The sequence below is a fragment of the Streptomyces albiaxialis genome (assembly GCF_039530985.1).
Lineage (GTDB): Bacteria > Actinomycetota > Actinomycetes > Streptomycetales > Streptomycetaceae > Streptomyces > Streptomyces albiaxialis.
Map to the genome: position 1 here is coordinate 92,908 of NZ_BAAAPE010000028.1, position 16,143 is coordinate 109,050.

Consider the following 16,143-nt stretch of genomic DNA (forward strand, 5'->3'; position numbering starts at 1 on the left):
GGTGTCAGGCGGCGATTTCCGCGGCGGGCCGGGGCGCGGGCCCCAGGCGCCGGGAGCGCACGGCCAGGATGATCATGACTGCGGGGAGCAGCAGGTCGGTGACGAGGACTCCGCCGGTGTTGCCGGGGGCGTGGTCGCCGCCCGCGAACCACTGGTAGACGTGGCCGACCAGGGCTCCCCAGAGGAACATCCCGCCGCCGAGCCCGATGGTGATGCGCTCGCGGGCGGACGCCGAGGCCGCCCGGAAGCCCATGACGGCCAGCCCGAGATTGGCGAAGGCGATCTCGAACATGAAGGGCGTCCGGTCGAAGCCGATCGCTGTGGACATGACGTCCGGGGCGGCGAGGAACGCGACGGTCATCCACAGGCTTCCGCAGCCGAAGGCGCCGATGGCCCACCAGCGTTGCCAGGTCTCCAGGGCCTGCTGGGGCGACTCGGCGCCGCGGGTCCTCAGGAAGGCCCCGAGGGCCGGGACCACGATCCAGACCAGCGGGGAGATCTGCTGCACCGCGTGATGATGCTGATGGGCGAGGCGGCCCGACGGCGCACCGACGACAACGACGGCCTGACCTACAGCCAGATACGGCTTCTGGGCACGCTCGAAGAGATCGAGCCCGTGACGCAGCACGGGCTCGCACAGGCGCTGTCGGTGTCCGACCCGGCGATCAGCCGGGCGCTGGGACCGCTCAAGGCGGACGGCCTGGTGCGGGTCACCGTCGATCCCGAACACGCGCGGCGGCGGCTGGTCCGCCTCACCGAGGCGGGCCGCACGTCCTTCCACGCCACGGGAAAGCCGCTCGACGAGGAGTTCCGGACCGCGCTCCTCGCGGCCGGTTTCCCCTACGACCGCTACCTCGAGGACACCCTCCGGCTGGCCGAAATCCTCGCGTCCGACGAAGGCCCCGGGGCGTCCGACGAAGGCCCCCGGCCGGCGGAGGCGGGCTGAGAACGGGAACCGCGGGCCGAGAAACGGGAACGGCCCGCCCGCCCCGGGGGAGCGGGGCGGACGGGCCGTGTGCGCGGCGGCGGGAGGGTCAGCCCCGCCGCTCCGAGAGGATCTTCTCCACGCGCTCGCGGACCTCGGGTGTGTCCAGGCCGCGGATGGTGAGCGTCATGCGGCGCCGGGCCACGTCGTCGACCGTCTCGGCCCACTCGTGGTCACGGGCGTAGACGACCTGGGCCCAGATCTCCGGGCCGTCCGGGTGAACGCGCTCGCCCAGCGAGGGGTCCTCGTTCACCAGACGGGCGATGTCGAAGGAGAGCGAGCCGTAGTGCGTCGCGAGCTGGCGGGCCGTCAGCGGGTCCATGCGGACGCCCGGCTCGCGGTCGACCAGCAGCCGGTGCGCGACCGCGTTCGGGTTCGAGATGCCGGGCAGCGGGGTGCGCCGCACCAGCTCCTTGACCGGCACCGAGTCCTCGGCGAGACCGCCGCCGGGCAGCTTCTCCAGCTTGTTCATGACGGTGCGGCCGATGTGCCGGTACGTCGTCCACTTGCCGCCCGCGACCGAGAGCATCCCGCCCCGGCCCTCGGTGACGACCGTCTCGCGCTTGGCGGACTCGACGCCGCCGGGGCCGCCCGGCAGCACGCGCAGCCCGGCGAAGGCGTACGTCATCAGGGAGCGGTCGAGATCCGCGTCCTGCACGGAGAACGCCGCCTCGTCCAGTATCTGCTGGATGTCGGCCTCGGTCGCCCGTACGTCCGCCGGGTCGCCCGTGTACTCCTCGTCGGTGGTGCCCAGCAGGAGCTGGTCCTCCCACGGCAGCGCGAACGTGATGCGGTACTTGTCGATCGGGGTCGCCATCGCGGCGCGCCACGGCGACTTCCGCTTGAGCACGATGTGCGCGCCCTTGGACAGCCGGATGGACTGGGCGGCGCCGCCGTCCTCCATCCTCCGCAGGTGGTCGACCCAGGGGCCCGTCGCGTTGAGCACCAGGCGCGCGTTCACGCCGAACTCGGTGCCGTCCGTACGGTCCTTCAGCTCCGCGCCCGTCACCCGGCCGCGGGTGAAGCGCAGCCCGGTGACCTCGGCGTGGTTGAGGACGACCGCGCCCGACTCGACGGCCGCGCGGACCGTCATGACGGCCATCCGGGAGTCGTTCATCTGGTGGTCGCCGTAGACCGCGACCGCCTTCAGGTTGTCCGTCCGCAGCGCCGGGTTGTCGGCGGCGGCCTTCGCGGGGGAGATGACCCGGCCCACGCCGTCGCCGAAGGCGGACAGCGCGGAGTACGCGAAGACGCCCGCGCCCAGCTTGGCGGCGCCGTGCGGGCCGCCCTTGTAGACGGGCAGGTAGAAGGTGAGCGGGTTCACCAGGTGGGGCGCCACGTCCTTGGCCAGCACCCGCCGCTCGTGGTGGTTCTCCGCGACCAGCTTGACCGCGCCGGTCTGCAGGTAACGCAGGCCGCCGTGCACCAGCTTGGAGGAAGCGGAGGAGGTGGCGCCGGCGAAGTCGCCGGCGTCCACCATCGCCACCCGCAGTCCCGACTGCGCCGCATGCCAGGCCACCGAGGTGCCCAGGATGCCGCCGCCGATCACCAGCAGGTCGTACGTCGCGTTCGCGAGCAGCTCTCTGGTCTCGGCGCGGCCAGGGTTGCTGCCGGCAGCCGGGTGCGTCCCGAGGGTGGGGACGCTCTGCAGGGTGTTCATCTCTATCAGTTCTCCTCTTCGATCCAGCCCATGGTCCGCTCGACGGCCTTGAGCCAGCTCTTGTATTCCCGCTCGCGGGTCTCCGCGTCCATGCGGGGGGTCCATTCGGCGGCGCGCTTCCAGTTGGCGCGCAGCTCGTCGGTGTCCGACCAGAAGCCGACGGCGAGACCGGCGGCGTAGGCGGCACCCAGGCAGGTGGTCTCGGCGACCATCGGGCGGACGACCGGGGCGTCCAGCACGTCCGAGATCGTCTGCATCAGGAGGTTGTTGGCCGTCATGCCGCCGTCGACCTTGAGGGCCGTCAGCTCGACCTCGGAGTCCTTCTGCATGGCGTCGACGATCTCGCGCGTCTGCCACGCGGTGGCTTCCAGAACCGCACGGGCGAGATGCGCCTTGGTGACGTAACGGGTGAGACCCGCGATCACACCCCGCGCGTCCGAGCGCCAGTACGGCGCGAAGAGCCCGGAGAACGCCGGCACGAAGTACGCGCCGCCGTTGTCCTCCACGGAGCTGGCCAGCGTCTCGATCTCGGCGGCGCTGTTGATCAGGCCCATCTGGTCGCGCATCCACTGGACGAGCGAGCCCGTGACGGCGATCGAGCCCTCCAGCGCGAACACCGGCTCCTGGTCGCCGATGCGGTAGCCGACGGTGGTGAGCAGGCCGTTGTACGAGTTCACGGGCTCGTGCCCGGTGTTCATCAGCAGGAAGGTGCCGGTGCCGTAGGTCGACTTGGCCTCACCGGTGGCGAAACAGGTCTGGCCGAAGAGCGCGGCCTGCTGGTCGCCCAGGGCCGAGGCGACGGGCAGCCCCTCCAGGCCCTCGCCGACGGCCTCGCCGTACACCTCGGCGGAGGAACGGATCTCCGGCAGGACCTCCATCGGGATGCCGATGGACTGGCAGATCTTCTCGTCCCACTGCATGGTGTGCAGGTTCATCAGCAGCGTGCGGGAGGCGTTGGTGACGTCGGTGACGTGCCGGCCGCCGTTCGGGCCGCCGGTCAGGTTCCAGATCACCCACGAGTCCATCGTGCCGAAGAGGATCTCGCCGTTCTCGGCGCGCTGCCGCAGGCCGTCGACGTTGTCGAGCAGCCAGCGGATCTTCGGGCCCGCGAAGTACGAGGCGAGGGGGAGGCCCGTCTCGCGGCGGAAGCGGTCCTGGCCGACGTTGCGGCCCAGCTCCTTGCAGAGGGCGTCGGTGCGGGTGTCCTGCCAGACGAGGGCGTTGTGCACCGGCTTGCCGGTGGACTTCTCCCACATGACCGTGGTCTCGCGCTGGTTGGTGATGCCGAGCGCCAGGACGTCCTTCTTGGTGATCCCGGCCTTCTCCATCGCACCGGTGACGACCTGCTGGACGTTGGTCCAGATCTCCGTGGCGTCGTGCTCGACCCAGCCCGGCTTCGGGAGGATCTGCTCGTGCTCCTTCTGGTCGACCGAGACGATGCGGCCGTCCTTGTCGAAGACGATGCAGCGGCTGGACGTGGTGCCCTGGTCGATGGCCGCGATGAACGGTCCGCCGCCGTGCGCGGAGGCCGTGGTGGTGTGTGCGTCGCTCATGCTGTGCTCCTGCTCCGATGGTCCGTAGGGTCGGTCGGCCGTGCTGCTGCGCTCATCCCCAGGCGAGGTTGTAGACCCCGCCGGCGATCGCGGCCCCGAGGAGGGGACCGACGACCGGGACCCAGGCGTAGGTCCAGTCGCTGCCGCCCTTGTTGGGCAGCGGCAGCAGTGCGTGGACGATACGCGGTCCGAGGTCGCGAACGGGGTTGATCGCGTAACCCGTCGGGCCACCCAGGGAGAGGCCGATGCCGACGACGACCAGCGCGGTGATGAGCGCGCCCATCTTGCCGAGGCCGACGGTGCCGTCGGCGTCCTTGACCAGACCCTGCGTGAGGATCGCGATGATCAGCACGAAGGTCGCGATGACCTCGGTGAGCAGGTTGAGGAACGGCTTGCGGACCTCGGGGGAGGTGAAGAAGACGCCGTGCACCTGGCCCGGGTTCGCGGCCTTCTGCTCAGCCGCCTCCGGCGTCTTGAGCGTGGCCTCGAACTGAGCGTAGTAGGTGATCCACACGAGGATCGCACCGGCCATGGCGCCGAGGATCTGCGCCCCGACGTAGACCGGGACGTCGCTCCAGTCCGTGTCGCCCTTGATGGCGATGCCGAGCGTGACCGCCGGGTTCAGGTGCGCGCCGGAGGTCTGGGAGATGTACGCGCCGGTGAGCACCGCGAAACCCCAGCCGAAGGCGACGGCGACCCATCCGGCTTCGAAAGCCTTCGACCGCTTGAGATTGACGGCGGCGCACACGCCACCGCCGAGGAGCACCAGCACCATCGTGCCGATGAACTCGCTCGTGAAGATGTCGGAGCTGGACACCCGCGACTCCTTTGTCCTTTTGCCCAGATGGATAGGCGGGCCGGGTAACGTCCGGTGTTCGACATTGTCGACCGCCGAACGGCAGTTTTCTCCCTGGTAGAGATCTCGTCAAGGGGTTGTGACGGATGACTCCTGGGAGCCCATCCTGGTATCAAGTGGCCCAGTTGGCACGTTGGCGGCTTTTCACACCGTTCGCCCCTGGCCACAGGCGGGCCGGGGGGGGGGCCAGGGGCGGCGCGGGCGGCCCTCAGAAGCGGCGCAGCGCCCCGAGGTCGCGCGAGACGGCGCGGGCACAGTCCCGTACGGCCGCCACGAGCCGCGGATGCAGCTCGCCGTCGGCGCACACACGCTCGACAGCGCCGGTAATGCCGACCGCGCCCACCGGCATCCTCCGGCGGTCGTAGATGGGGGCCGCGACGGACGCGAGCCCGTTCCAGGTCTCCTCGACGTCCGCGGCCCAGCCCCGGGCCCGGACCAGCTCCAGCAGCTCCTCGAACGAGCGGCCCTCGGTGACCGTCCGCTCCGTGAATGCCTGCCGCTCGCCGTCCACCGCCTCACTGTGCGCCACCGGGTCGTAGGACGCCAGCACCTTGCCCAGCGCCGTGCTGTGCAGCGGCTGCATGGCGCCGACCTCCAGCACCTGGCGGCTGTCGTCGGGCCGGAAGACGTGGTGGACGATCAGGACGCCCTGCTGGTGCAGCACGCCGAGGTAGACGCTCTCGCCGCTGGAGCGCGCCAGGTCGTCCGTCCAGACGAGGGCGCGGGCCCGCAGCTCGTGCACGTCCAGATAGCTGTTGCCCAGCCGCAGCAGCTCGGCGCCGAGCTGGTACTTGCCCGTGGCCGCGTCCTGCTCGACGAATCCCTCCTGCTGGAGTGTCCGGATCAGCCCGTGCGCCGTACCCTTGGCGAGATCGAGTGCCGTGGCGATCTCGGAGAGTCCGAGCCGCCGCTCACCACCCGCCAGCAGCCGCAGCACCGCGGCGGCGCGCTCCAGCGACTGGATGGACCGGGCCATCAGTACCTCCGTGCTCTGCAGTCCTGAGGTGTTCTTTCCGTGTTCGACAATGCCGAACGGTATCGCTTCATGCCGACCACGCGGTAGTCGGGTTTGAGCCGGGAGCTGTCCATCCAGCGGAATGTCGACGGGCGCTCTTGCGCAGGCCCTATACGCTGACCGGGTGCGCTGTCTCCGAGAGGGCGGCGCAAAGCCGACAGCCGTCGCATCCCAGGGAGCTCTTCCATGGCCTCGTCGCCGAGCAGTACGTCCGTACCCACGAACCCCACCCGGGCCGACGCCCTCCGGCAGGCGCTCGCGGAGCGAGTGGTCGTCGCCGATGGGGCGATGGGGACGATGATTCAGGCGCAGGACCCCACTCTCGATGACTTCCAGCAGCTCGAAGGCTGCAACGAGATTCTGAACGTGACGCGTCCGGACATTATCCGCTCCGTCCACGAGGAGTATTTCGCCGCGGGTGTGGACTGCGTCGAGACCAACACCTTCGGCGCGAACCACGCCGCGCTCGGCGAGTACGAGATCACCGAGCGGATCCACGAGCTGTCCGAGAAGGGCGTGGCCATCGCCCGCGAGGTCGCCGACGAGTTCGGCGCCAAGGACGGCCGCCAGCGCTGGGTCCTCGGCTCCATGGGCCCCGGCACCAAGCTGCCCACGCTCGGCCACGCCCCGTACGCCACGCTGCGTGACGCCTACCAGCAGAACGCCGAGGGCATGATCACGGGCGGCGCCGACGCGCTGCTGGTCGAGACGACCCAGGACCTCCTCCAGACGAAGGCCTCGCTCATCGGCGCCCGCCGCGCCATGGAGGCCCTCGGCGTCGATCTGCCGCTCATCTGCTCGGTGACCGTCGAGACCACCGGCACGATGCTCCTCGGCTCGGAGATCGGCGCCGCGCTCACCGCGCTGGAGCCGCTCGGCATCGACATGATCGGCCTGAACTGCGCCACGGGCCCGGCCGAGATGAGCGAGCACCTGCGCTATCTGGCCCAGCACTCGCGCATCCCCCTGTCGTGCATGCCGAACGCCGGTCTCCCGGTCCTCGGCAAGGACGGGGCGCACTACCCGCTCACCCCCGGCGAGCTGGCCGACGCCCACGAGGGCTTCGTACGGGACTACGGGCTCTCCCTGGTCGGCGGCTGCTGCGGCACCACCCCCGAGCACCTGCGGCAGCTCGTGGAGCGCGTCAGGGACGCCGAGCCCACCCCGCGCGATCCGCGCCCCGAGCCCGGCGCTGCCTCGCTCTACCAGACGGTGCCGTTCCGCCAGGACACCTCGTACCTCGCCATCGGCGAGCGGACGAACGCGAACGGGTCCAAGAAGTTCCGCGAGGCCATGCTGGAGGGTCGCTGGGACGACTGCGTGGAGATGGCCCGCGACCAGATCCGCGAGGGCGCCCACATGCTCGACCTGTGCGTCGACTATGTCGGCCGGGACGGCGTCGCCGACATGGAGGAGCTGGCCGGACGCTTCGCCACCGCCTCCACCCTCCCGATCGTGCTGGACTCCACCGAGGTCCCCGTCATCCAGGCGGGCCTGGAGAAGCTCGGCGGCCGCGCGGTCATCAACTCGGTCAACTACGAGGACGGCGACGGCCCCGAGTCCCGCTTCGCCAAGGTCACCTCGCTGGCCAGGGAGCACGGCGCGGCCCTGATCGCCCTCACGATCGACGAGGAGGGCCAGGCCCGTACGGTCGAGCACAAGGTCGCCATCGCCGAACGCATCATCGACGACCTGACCGGCAACTACGGCATCCGCGAATCGGACATCCTCATCGACACCCTGACCTTCACCATCTGCACCGGTCAGGAGGAGTCCCGCAAGGACGGCATCAACACGATCGGGGCCATCCGGGAGCTGAAGAAGCGCCACCCGGACGTCCAGACCACCCTGGGTCTCTCCAACATCTCCTTCGGCCTCAACCCGGCCGCGCGCATCGTCCTGAACTCCGTCTTCCTCGACGAGTGCGTCAAGGCGGGCCTCGACTCGGCCATCGTCCACGCGAGCAAGATCTTCCCCATCGCCCGGCTGGAGGAGGAGCAGGTCACCACCGCGCTCGACCTGATCTACGACCGCCGCAGCGAGGGCTACGACCCGCTGCAGAAGCTCATGGAGCTGTTCGAGGGCGCCACCGCGAAGTCCATGAAGGCCGGCAAGGCCGAGGAGCTCGCGGCCCTCCCGCTGGACGAGCGGCTCCAGCGCCGCATCATCGACGGCGAGCGCAACGGCCTGGAGGCCGACCTCGACGAGGCGCTGACCGAGCGCCCCGCGCTGGCGATCGTCAACGACACGCTGCTGGCCGGGATGAAGGTCGTCGGCGAGCTGTTCGGCTCCGGCCAGATGCAGCTCCCGTTCGTCCTCCAGTCCGCCGAGGTCATGAAGACGGCGGTCGCCCATCTCGAACCGCACATGGAGAAGTCGGACGACGAGGGCAAGGGCACGATCGTGCTCGCCACGGTCCGCGGCGACGTCCACGACATCGGCAAGAACCTGGTGGACATCATCCTGTCCAACAACGGCTACCAGGTCGTGAACCTGGGCATCAAGCAGCCCGTCGCCGCCATCCTCGACGCCGCCGAGGAGCACAGCGCCGACGTCATCGGGATGTCCGGGCTGCTGGTGAAGTCCACGGTGATCATGAAGGAGAACCTGGAGGAGCTGAACGCCCGCAAGATGGCGGACGACTACCCCGTGATCCTCGGCGGCGCCGCCCTCACCCGCGCCTACGTCGAGCAGGACCTCCACGAGGTCTACGAGGGCGAGGTGCGCTACGCGAAGGACGCCTTCGAGGGCCTGTCCCTGATGGACGCCCTGATGGACGTCAAGCGCGGCGTGCCCGGCGCGACCCTGCCCGAGCTGAAGAAGCGCCGGGTGCCCAAGCGGGAGCTGGACATCCCGGAGCCCGAGGTCAACGACGGTTCCGTACGCTCCGATGTCGCGGTCGACAATCCCGTCCCCGAGCCGCCGTTCTGGGGCACCCGGGTGGTCAAGGGCATCCCGCTCAAGGACTACGCGTCCTGGATCGACGAGGGCGCGCTCTTCAAGGGCCAGTGGGGCCTGAAGGAGGCCCGCAAGGGCGACGGGCCCTCGTACGAGGAACTCGTCGACACCGAGGGCAGGCCCCGGCTGCGCGGCTGGCTCGACAAGCTGCACACCGAGGGCCTCCTGGAGGCCGCCGTCGTCCACGGCTACTTCCCGTGCGTCTCCAAGGGCGACGACCTGATCCTCCTGGACGAGCAGGGCAACGAGCGCACGCGCTTCACCTTCCCGCGCCAGCGCCGCGGACGGCGGCTGTGCCTGGCGGACTTCTTCCGCCCGGAGGAGAGCGGTGAGACCGACGTCGTCGGCCTCCAGGTCGTCACCGTCGGCTCGAAGATCGGTGAGAAGACGGCCGAGCTGTTCGCCGCCGACGCCTACCGCGACTACCTCGAACTGCACGGCCTGTCCGTCCAGTTGGCCGAGGCGCTGGCCGAGTTCTGGCACGCGCGCGTCCGCTCGGAGCTGGGCTTCTCCGGCGAGGACCCGGAGCAGATGCAGGGCATGTTCGACCTGAAGTACCGCGGCGCCCGCTTCTCGCTGGGCTACGGGGCCTGCCCGAACCTGGAGGACCGGGCGAAGATCGCCGAGCTGCTGGAGCCCGAGCGGATCGGCGTCCAGCTCTCCGAGGAGTTCCAGCTCCACCCGGAGCAGTCCACCGACGCGATCGTCCTTCACCACCCCGAGGCCAAATACTTCAACGCCCGCTAAGCGAGCGTCGTACACTATTCGGTCCGGTACAGGCCGGTCGTCCCTTCCCGCCGGGAATGGGCGACCGGCCTTCTTGTCCCTGAAGGAGGTGTGCGGATGACCAGCTCTCTACCCGCCGTCGGCACTCTTACGGCCGAGGGCTCAGCTCTCCAGGGTGTGCTGCTCGACATGGACGGCACCCTGGTCGACACCGAGGACTTCTGGTGGGACGCCGAGGTGGAGGCCTTCGCGGAGCTGGGGCACGAGCTGCGCGACGAGTGGCGCCACGTGGTCGTGGGCGGTCCCATGTCCCGCAGCGCCGGATTCCTCATCGAGGCGACCTCGGCGGACATCGCGCTGGACGAGCTGAGCGTGCTGCTGAACCGCAAATTCGTGGAGCGGCTGGAGCGGGGCGTCGCGCTGATGCCCGGGGCCCGGCGGCTCCTCACCGAGCTGGCCGCGCACGGGGTGCCGGCGGCGCTCGTCTCGGCCTCGCACCGCGTCGTGGTCGACCGGATGCTCGTCTCGCTGGGCCGGGAGAACTTCGCCTTCACCCTCGCGGGTGACGAGCTGCCGCGGACCAAGCCGCACCCGGACCCGTACCTGACCGCCGCGAGGCGCCTGGGGGCCTCTCCTGAGCGCTGTGCGGTCCTGGAGGACACGGCGACGGGGGTGGCCTCCGCCGAGGCCGCGGGATGCCCCGTGGTGGCCGTCCCGTCGCTCGCCCCGATCGAGCCCGCGCGGGGGCGTACGGTCGTCGGCTCGCTCGAAGAAGTCGATCTCTCATTTCTCCGTTCCCTGATCTTGGTTTCCCGGTGAGAGCGGCCCCGCCGCAAAGATCATCCCCACCGGTAATAAAGAACGGGGACGCAGGGCGTCGGAGCGCTCATTTTCCGTGACCGCGCGGGCCGCCGAGAACCCCAATTCCGGTGTCCGGTCCGCGAATTGACGGCGTGACGTTCGTCACGCGCGCCGGGGTCGACAGAACCTCCGGGGTGTGGTGGAGCGGTGGCTCCGGCGTGGCTTCATGTTCCTTTGTGTCCGCATTGATTGAGGGAAGTGTCGTACGTTCCCCCGTCCGGATAGCGGACAGCATGCCTCTGGTTTCTGTGTGTGAAAGGGAGAGCCCGGAGGCCCCTCGGGAATGACGGTTCGGGACGATTAATGTCTGTGCACCGGCCATCTGACCTTCCGCAACAAACCCGGCCGGATGAGGAGACCGTCGACCATGAACCGTAGAACTGTGGTGCTGCCCGCGCTGGCAGGGCTGCTCGCTCCCGTACTCGCCGCATGCGGGTCGGACGCCTCGGGCGGCGGCGACGGTGATCCCATCGTCGTCGGCACGACGGACCACTTCGTGGCCAACAAGGACACGCCGGCCCCCTTCGACCCGGCCGCCGCCTACGACGTCGCCGCCTGGAACGTCATGCGGAACACCTTCCAGACCCTCGTGCGCCTGCCCCGCACCGGCACCGAGCCCGAGATGGACGCGGCCCGCAAGTGCGGCTTCACGGACGCGCAGAACGAGCAGTACCGCTGCACCCTCCGCGAGGACCTCGCCTTCTCCAACGGGGACGAAGTCGACGCGAAGGACGTGGAGTTCTCCATCAAGCGCGTCATCGGCATCAAGCACCCCGGCGGCCCCTCGTCCCTCTTCGCCAACGTGGACCAGGTCGAGGCCATGGGCAAGCGCGAGATCGTCTTCCACCTCAAGTCGCCCGACGCCACGTTCCCGTACAAGCTGAGCACCCCCGCCGCCGCGATCGTCGACAGCGAGGTCTACCCGAAGAACCGTCTCGCCAAGGGCTTCAAGGTCACCGGCTCCGGCCCGTACGCGCTGGACGAGTTCCGCAACGGCTCCAAGAAGGCCGTCCTCACCAAGAACTCGCACTACGGGGGCGGCCTGGAGATACGCAACGACAAGATCGAGATGCGCTTCTTCGACACCCCGGCCGGCATGGAGAAGGCCCTCCGGTCGAAGAAGATCGACGTCATGGGCCGTACGATCTCGCCCGGCCAGGTCCAGAAGCTCGACCTCGCCACGGACAAGGGCATCAAGCTCGTCGAGCAGCCCGGCCAGGAGATCCGCTACCTCGCCTTCAACACCGAGCACCCTGTCGCGGGCAAGCAGGCGGTGCGCCAGGCCATGGCGGAGCTGGTCGACCGCAAGAAGATCGTCACCGACGTCTACTCCGGCAGCGCCGAGCCGCTCTACAGCCTGGTCCCCGGCGGCCTCCCCGGCCACCGCAACTCCTTCTTCAGCCGCTACGGCGAGCCCGACGAGGCCTCCGCCAAGCGCACCCTCGCCAAGGCGGGCATCAGCACGCCGGTGAAGCTCACGCTCACCTACACCAAGGACCACTACGGCGAGGCCACCGCCAAGGAGTTCGCGGCCCTCCAGCGGCAGCTCAACGACAGCGGGCTGTTCGAGGTGAAGACCCAGGGCAAGATGTGGGACAAGTACCGCCCGGCCGCGACCAGCGGCAAGTACGCGGTCTACGGCTACGGCTGGTACCCGGACTTCCCCGACGCCGACAATTTCATCGCCCCCTTCTTCCAGGACGAGAACTTCCTCGGCACGCCGTACCGGAACAAGGAGATCGACAAGATCGTCCCGCAGACGCGGCGGCAGACCGAACGTTCCCGCACCGCCACCGCCTTCGGCCGCGCGCAGGACATCGTCGCCCGCGACGTCCCCGTCCTCCCGCTGTGGCAGGGCAAGCAGTACATCGCGGCGCGCGACGACATCACCGGCGTCGAATGGGCGCTCAACTCGGCCTCCGTGCTCCAGTTCTGGGAGCTGGGCCGCGGCGCCAGCGACTGACGCCTCCGCCTCACACGCCTGAGCGCCCGTACGTCACGGTGACGTACGGGCGCTCACGCGTACGGGGCCCGCAGGCCCGGCACACCGTGCGCGGGTGCGCGTCACGGATTCCCGGGCCTGACCAGTCCGCTCTCGTACGCGTACACCGCGGCCTGGACGCGGTCGCGCAGGCCCAGCTTGGTCAGCACATGCCCGACGTGCGTCTTGACCGTCGTCTCGCTGACGAAGAGGTCGGCGGCGATCTCCGCGTTCGACAGGCCCCGGGCCACCAGTTTCAGCACCTCGACCTCGCGCTCGGTGAGCTGGTGCAGCGTGTCCGGCACGGGATCCTCGCCCGAGGGCAGCTTCCCCGCGTACTTGTCCAGCAGACGGCGCGTGATGCTCGGGGCCAGCATCGCCTCGCCCGCCGCGACCACGCGGATGGCCTGCACCAGCTCGCCCGCGGGCGCGTCCTTGAGCAGGAAGCCGCTGGCCCCGGCGCGGAGCGCCTCGACCACGTACTCGTCCAGGTCGAACGTCGTGAGGACCAGCACCTTCGCCGGGCCGTCCTTCGCGGGGCCCGTGATCCGGCGGGTCGCCTCCACGCCGTCCATCCGCGGCATGCGGATGTCCATCAGCACCACGTCGGGCTGGAGCGCCCGCACCTGGTCGAGCGCCTGGAGGCCGTCCCCGGCCTCGCCCACCACCGCTATGTCCTGCTCGGCCTCCAGGATCATCCGGAAGCCGGTGCGCAGCAGAGGCTGGTCGTCGACCAGCAGTACGCGGATTGCCACGGAAATTCCTCCAGAGGGGCGCCGGCGGGTGCACCCTCCCGGCCCGCACCGGGAAGGGTGGGCCCCATTCTTGCCTAAGCCACCGGACCGGACCCGGCGGGCCCTCCGGACCCGGCGGCGTCGGCCGTATCCGCGTGGGCCGTATCGGTGTCGGCCGCACCCGCCTCGTCCGTGCCCGCCTCGTCCGTGCCCGCCTCGTCCGTGCCCGCCTCGTCCGGCACCCTCGGCTCCGGCAGCCGCGGCTGGATGGTCAGCGGATACGGCGGGGGAGTGCCCCCGAACTCCGGACAGTGCGCCTGATGGTCGCACCAGTCGCACAGCCTGCTGCGCTTGGGCCGCCAGTCCCCGGACTCCGTCGCCCGGCTGATCGCGTCCCACAGCGCGAGCAGCTTCCGCTCGACGCCGCGCAGGTCGCCCTCGTCCGGGTCGTACGTCAGGACGTCGCCGCTGCCGAGGAAGACGAGCTGGAGCCGCCGGGGCACCACCCCGCGCAGCCGCCACAGCACCAGGGCGTAGAACTTCATCTGGAAGAGCGGGCCGTCCGCGAACTCGGGCCGCGGGGCCTTCCCCGTCTTGTAGTCCACGATGCGGACCTCGCCCGTCGGGGCGATGTCCACTCGGTCGATGATCCCGCGCACCCGGAGACCGGACTCCAGCCGCGCCTCGACGAACAGCTCGCGCTCCGCGGGCTCCAGCCGCGTCGGGTCCTCCAGCGAGAACCACCGCTCGACCAGCGCCTCGGCCTCCGCCAGCCAGCGCGCCAGCTCGGCCCCGTCCTCGGTGTCCTCGGCGAAGAGCTCGGCCAGCTCCGGGCGCTTCGCCAGCAGCCGCTCCCACTCGCCTGCGACCATGGAACGGGCACGCGGCGCACTGCGCTCACCCGCCGGTGAGTCGAAGAGTCTTTCCAGCACCGCGTGCACCACCGTGCCCCGGGTGGCGGCGGCGGAGGGCTTCTCCGGCAGTTTGTCGATCACCCGGAAGCGGTAGAGCAGCGGGCACTGCATGAAGTCGCTTGCCCGGGACGGCGACAGCGAGGTCGGCGGTGTGGCCGCGCGCGTTCTCATGGGGTAAGACCCTACGGCCCACCACTGACAACGGACACTTACCATCGACGGCAGACGCTCCCGCATCGCATGATCACCGGAACCGCGCGGGACGCGGGGTGCGAGGGCAGCAGCAGAGGGGAACCCGTGGCGGACACGGACAACGACGGGAAGCCGCGGACCGACGGCTCGGACGAGGACAGCGGCGAGAGCCGCCCCGCGCCCGCGCCCGCACCCGCGGACGAGCCGGGGCCCGACGCCGGGAAGGACGGCGCCACGGAGAAGCGGGACGCGCGCGACGACCGGGACGAGCGCGACGAGCGCGACGCGGCGGAATCGGATGCGGATGCGGATACGGATGGCGACGCGGTCGCGGACACAGGCCCCGACAGCGGCGACGCCGAGCACCCCGAACGTACGACCGACGCCCCGCGCCGGGCCCCGGACCCCTCGGACGCGCCCGTAGAGCTGCGCAAGGCCGACGAAGCGCCCCGTAAGGCCGCCGACGACACGCCTCCGCCCCCGGCCCCCGCCTCCCCCCAGGAGAAGACCAGGAGCGGCGACGCGGCCAAGGACACCGAGCGCGCCAAGCCCGTCGGCGGCGGCATCCTCATGGGCCGCCCCTTCGGCGTGCCCGTCTATGTCGCGCCCTCCTGGTTCCTCGTCGCCGCGCTCATCACCTGGGTCTTCGGCGGCCAGCTCGACCGCGTCCTGCCCCACCTCGGCGGCGCCCGCTACCTCATCGCGCTCTTCTTCGCCGTCGCTTTCTACGCCTCCGTGCTGGTGCACGAGCTGGCCCACGTCGTCGCCGCGCTCCGCTTCAAGCTGCCGGTGCGCCGCATCCAGCTCCAGTTCTTCGGCGGCGTCTCCGAGATCGAGAAGGAGTCGGAGACCCCCGGCAGGGAATTCGTCCTCGCCTTCGTGGGCCCGCTCTTCTCGCTCGTCCTCGCCGGGGTCTTCTTCGTCGGGATGCGCGCCGTCGAGCCCGGCACCGTGCCCGGCGTGCTGCTCGCGGGCCTGATGATCTCCAACCTGATCGTGGCCGTCTTCAACCTGCTCCCCGGCCTGCCCCTGGACGGCGGACGCATGCTCCGCGCCGTCGTCTGGAAGATCAGCGGCAAGCCCATGACCGGCACGATCGCCGCCGCCTGGACGGGCCGCGCGCTCGCCATCGCCGTCCTGATCGGTCTGCCCCTGGCCACCCACGCCGGCGGGGTCAACCGCGACGGCCTCAGCGGCATGGACTCGCTCACCGACGCCCTGCTCGCCGCGATCCTCGCCGCCATCATCTGGACGGGCGCCGGGAACAGCCTCAGGATGGCCCGGCTGCGCGAGCACCTGCCCGAGCTGCGCGCCCGCGCACTCACCCGCAGGGCCGTCCCCGTGGAGACGGACACGCCCCTCTCCGAGGCCCTGCGCCGGGCCAACGAGGCGGGGGCCCGCGCCCTCGTCGTCGTGGACGCCAAGGGCGAGCCGCTCTCGCTCGTCCGCGAGGCCGCCATCGTCGGCGTCCCCGAGCACCGCCGCCCCTGGGTCGCGGTCAGCACCCTCGCCCAGGACCTCAAGGAGGGCATGCGCGTCCCCGCCGAGCTGGCCGGCGAGGACCTCCTCGACCACCTCCGCGCCACCCCCGCCACCGAGTACCTGGTGGTCGAGGACACCGGCGAGATCTACGGCGTGCTCTCCACCGGCGACGTCGAGCGCGCCTTCGTCGCGGCCATGGCGAAGCCCTCGGCGTAATCCGGACCCC

Annotated in this window: 12 protein-coding genes; 5 read left to right on the forward strand and 7 right to left on the reverse strand. The window is 70.5% G+C overall.

Annotation, left to right across the window (positions count from 1 at the left end; translation table 11 throughout):
• Nucleotides 1–4 precede the first annotated feature (4 nt).
• The gene (locus ABD343_RS37695) at nucleotides 5–508 is read right to left on the reverse strand and encodes a DUF6790 family protein (protein ID WP_344535021.1); all 504 of its coding nucleotides are present in this window, start codon (nucleotides 506–508) and stop codon (nucleotides 5–7) included.
• Between the two features lie 6 nt (nucleotides 509–514).
• Between ABD343_RS37695 and ABD343_RS37700 the strand changes: the two genes are divergently transcribed.
• Nucleotides 515–946 (forward strand): MarR family winged helix-turn-helix transcriptional regulator, encoded by a 432-nt coding sequence (locus ABD343_RS37700; RefSeq protein ID WP_344535450.1) that lies wholly within the window; start codon nucleotides 515–517, stop codon nucleotides 944–946.
• An 88-nt stretch (nucleotides 947–1,034) separates the two neighbouring features.
• Here ABD343_RS37700 and ABD343_RS37705 read toward each other — a convergent pair whose 3' ends face one another.
• From ABD343_RS37705 to ABD343_RS37720, 4 genes are all read right to left on the reverse strand, one after another.
• The gene (locus ABD343_RS37705; RefSeq protein ID WP_344535023.1) at nucleotides 1,035–2,645 is read right to left on the reverse strand and encodes a glycerol-3-phosphate dehydrogenase/oxidase; all 1,611 of its coding nucleotides are present in this window, start codon (nucleotides 2,643–2,645) and stop codon (nucleotides 1,035–1,037) included.
• 5 nt (nucleotides 2,646–2,650) lie between these two features.
• Complete coding sequence (gene glpK, locus ABD343_RS37710; RefSeq protein WP_344535025.1) at nucleotides 2,651–4,198, reverse strand: glycerol kinase GlpK; 1,548 nt, start codon at nucleotides 4,196–4,198, stop codon at nucleotides 2,651–2,653.
• Nucleotides 4,199–4,250: 52 nt separating this feature from the next.
• Nucleotides 4,251–5,015 carry an MIP/aquaporin family protein gene (locus ABD343_RS37715; protein WP_344535027.1) on the reverse strand — a complete coding sequence of 255 codons (765 nt, stop codon included), beginning with the start codon at nucleotides 5,013–5,015 and terminating at the stop codon, nucleotides 4,251–4,253.
• A gap of 247 nt (nucleotides 5,016–5,262) precedes the next feature.
• Nucleotides 5,263–6,030, reverse strand: a complete 768-nt coding sequence (locus ABD343_RS37720) for an IclR family transcriptional regulator (protein WP_344535029.1) — start codon at nucleotides 6,028–6,030, stop codon at nucleotides 5,263–5,265.
• A 225-nt stretch (nucleotides 6,031–6,255) separates the two neighbouring features.
• Between ABD343_RS37720 and metH the strand changes: the two genes are divergently transcribed.
• From metH to ABD343_RS37735, 3 genes are all read left to right on the forward strand, one after another.
• Nucleotides 6,256–9,774, forward strand: coding sequence for a methionine synthase (metH, locus tag ABD343_RS37725; protein ID WP_344535031.1), 3,519 nt, complete (start codon nucleotides 6,256–6,258; stop codon nucleotides 9,772–9,774).
• Nucleotides 9,775–9,870: 96 nt separating this feature from the next.
• Nucleotides 9,871–10,572, forward strand: a complete 702-nt coding sequence (locus ABD343_RS37730) for an HAD family hydrolase (RefSeq protein WP_344535032.1) — start codon at nucleotides 9,871–9,873, stop codon at nucleotides 10,570–10,572.
• A 409-nt stretch (nucleotides 10,573–10,981) separates the two neighbouring features.
• Nucleotides 10,982–12,577 carry an ABC transporter substrate-binding protein gene (locus ABD343_RS37735; protein ID WP_344535034.1) on the forward strand — a complete coding sequence of 532 codons (1,596 nt, stop codon included), beginning with the start codon at nucleotides 10,982–10,984 and terminating at the stop codon, nucleotides 12,575–12,577.
• A gap of 101 nt (nucleotides 12,578–12,678) precedes the next feature.
• On the opposite strand, the gene ABD343_RS37740 is transcribed toward ABD343_RS37735, so the two are convergent.
• Both ABD343_RS37740 and ABD343_RS37745 read right to left on the reverse strand, forming a co-directional pair.
• Nucleotides 12,679–13,350, reverse strand: a complete 672-nt coding sequence (locus tag ABD343_RS37740; protein WP_344535036.1) for a response regulator — start codon at nucleotides 13,348–13,350, stop codon at nucleotides 12,679–12,681.
• A 74-nt stretch (nucleotides 13,351–13,424) separates the two neighbouring features.
• Nucleotides 13,425–14,414 carry a RecB family exonuclease gene (locus ABD343_RS37745; RefSeq protein ID WP_344535038.1) on the reverse strand — a complete coding sequence of 330 codons (990 nt, stop codon included), beginning with the start codon at nucleotides 14,412–14,414 and terminating at the stop codon, nucleotides 13,425–13,427.
• A gap of 69 nt (nucleotides 14,415–14,483) precedes the next feature.
• Between ABD343_RS37745 and ABD343_RS37750 the strand changes: the two genes are divergently transcribed.
• Entirely contained in the window at nucleotides 14,484–16,133 is a 1,650-nt protein-coding gene (locus tag ABD343_RS37750) for a site-2 protease family protein (RefSeq protein ID WP_344535040.1), read from the forward strand.
• Nucleotides 16,134–16,143: the final 10 nt, after the last annotated feature.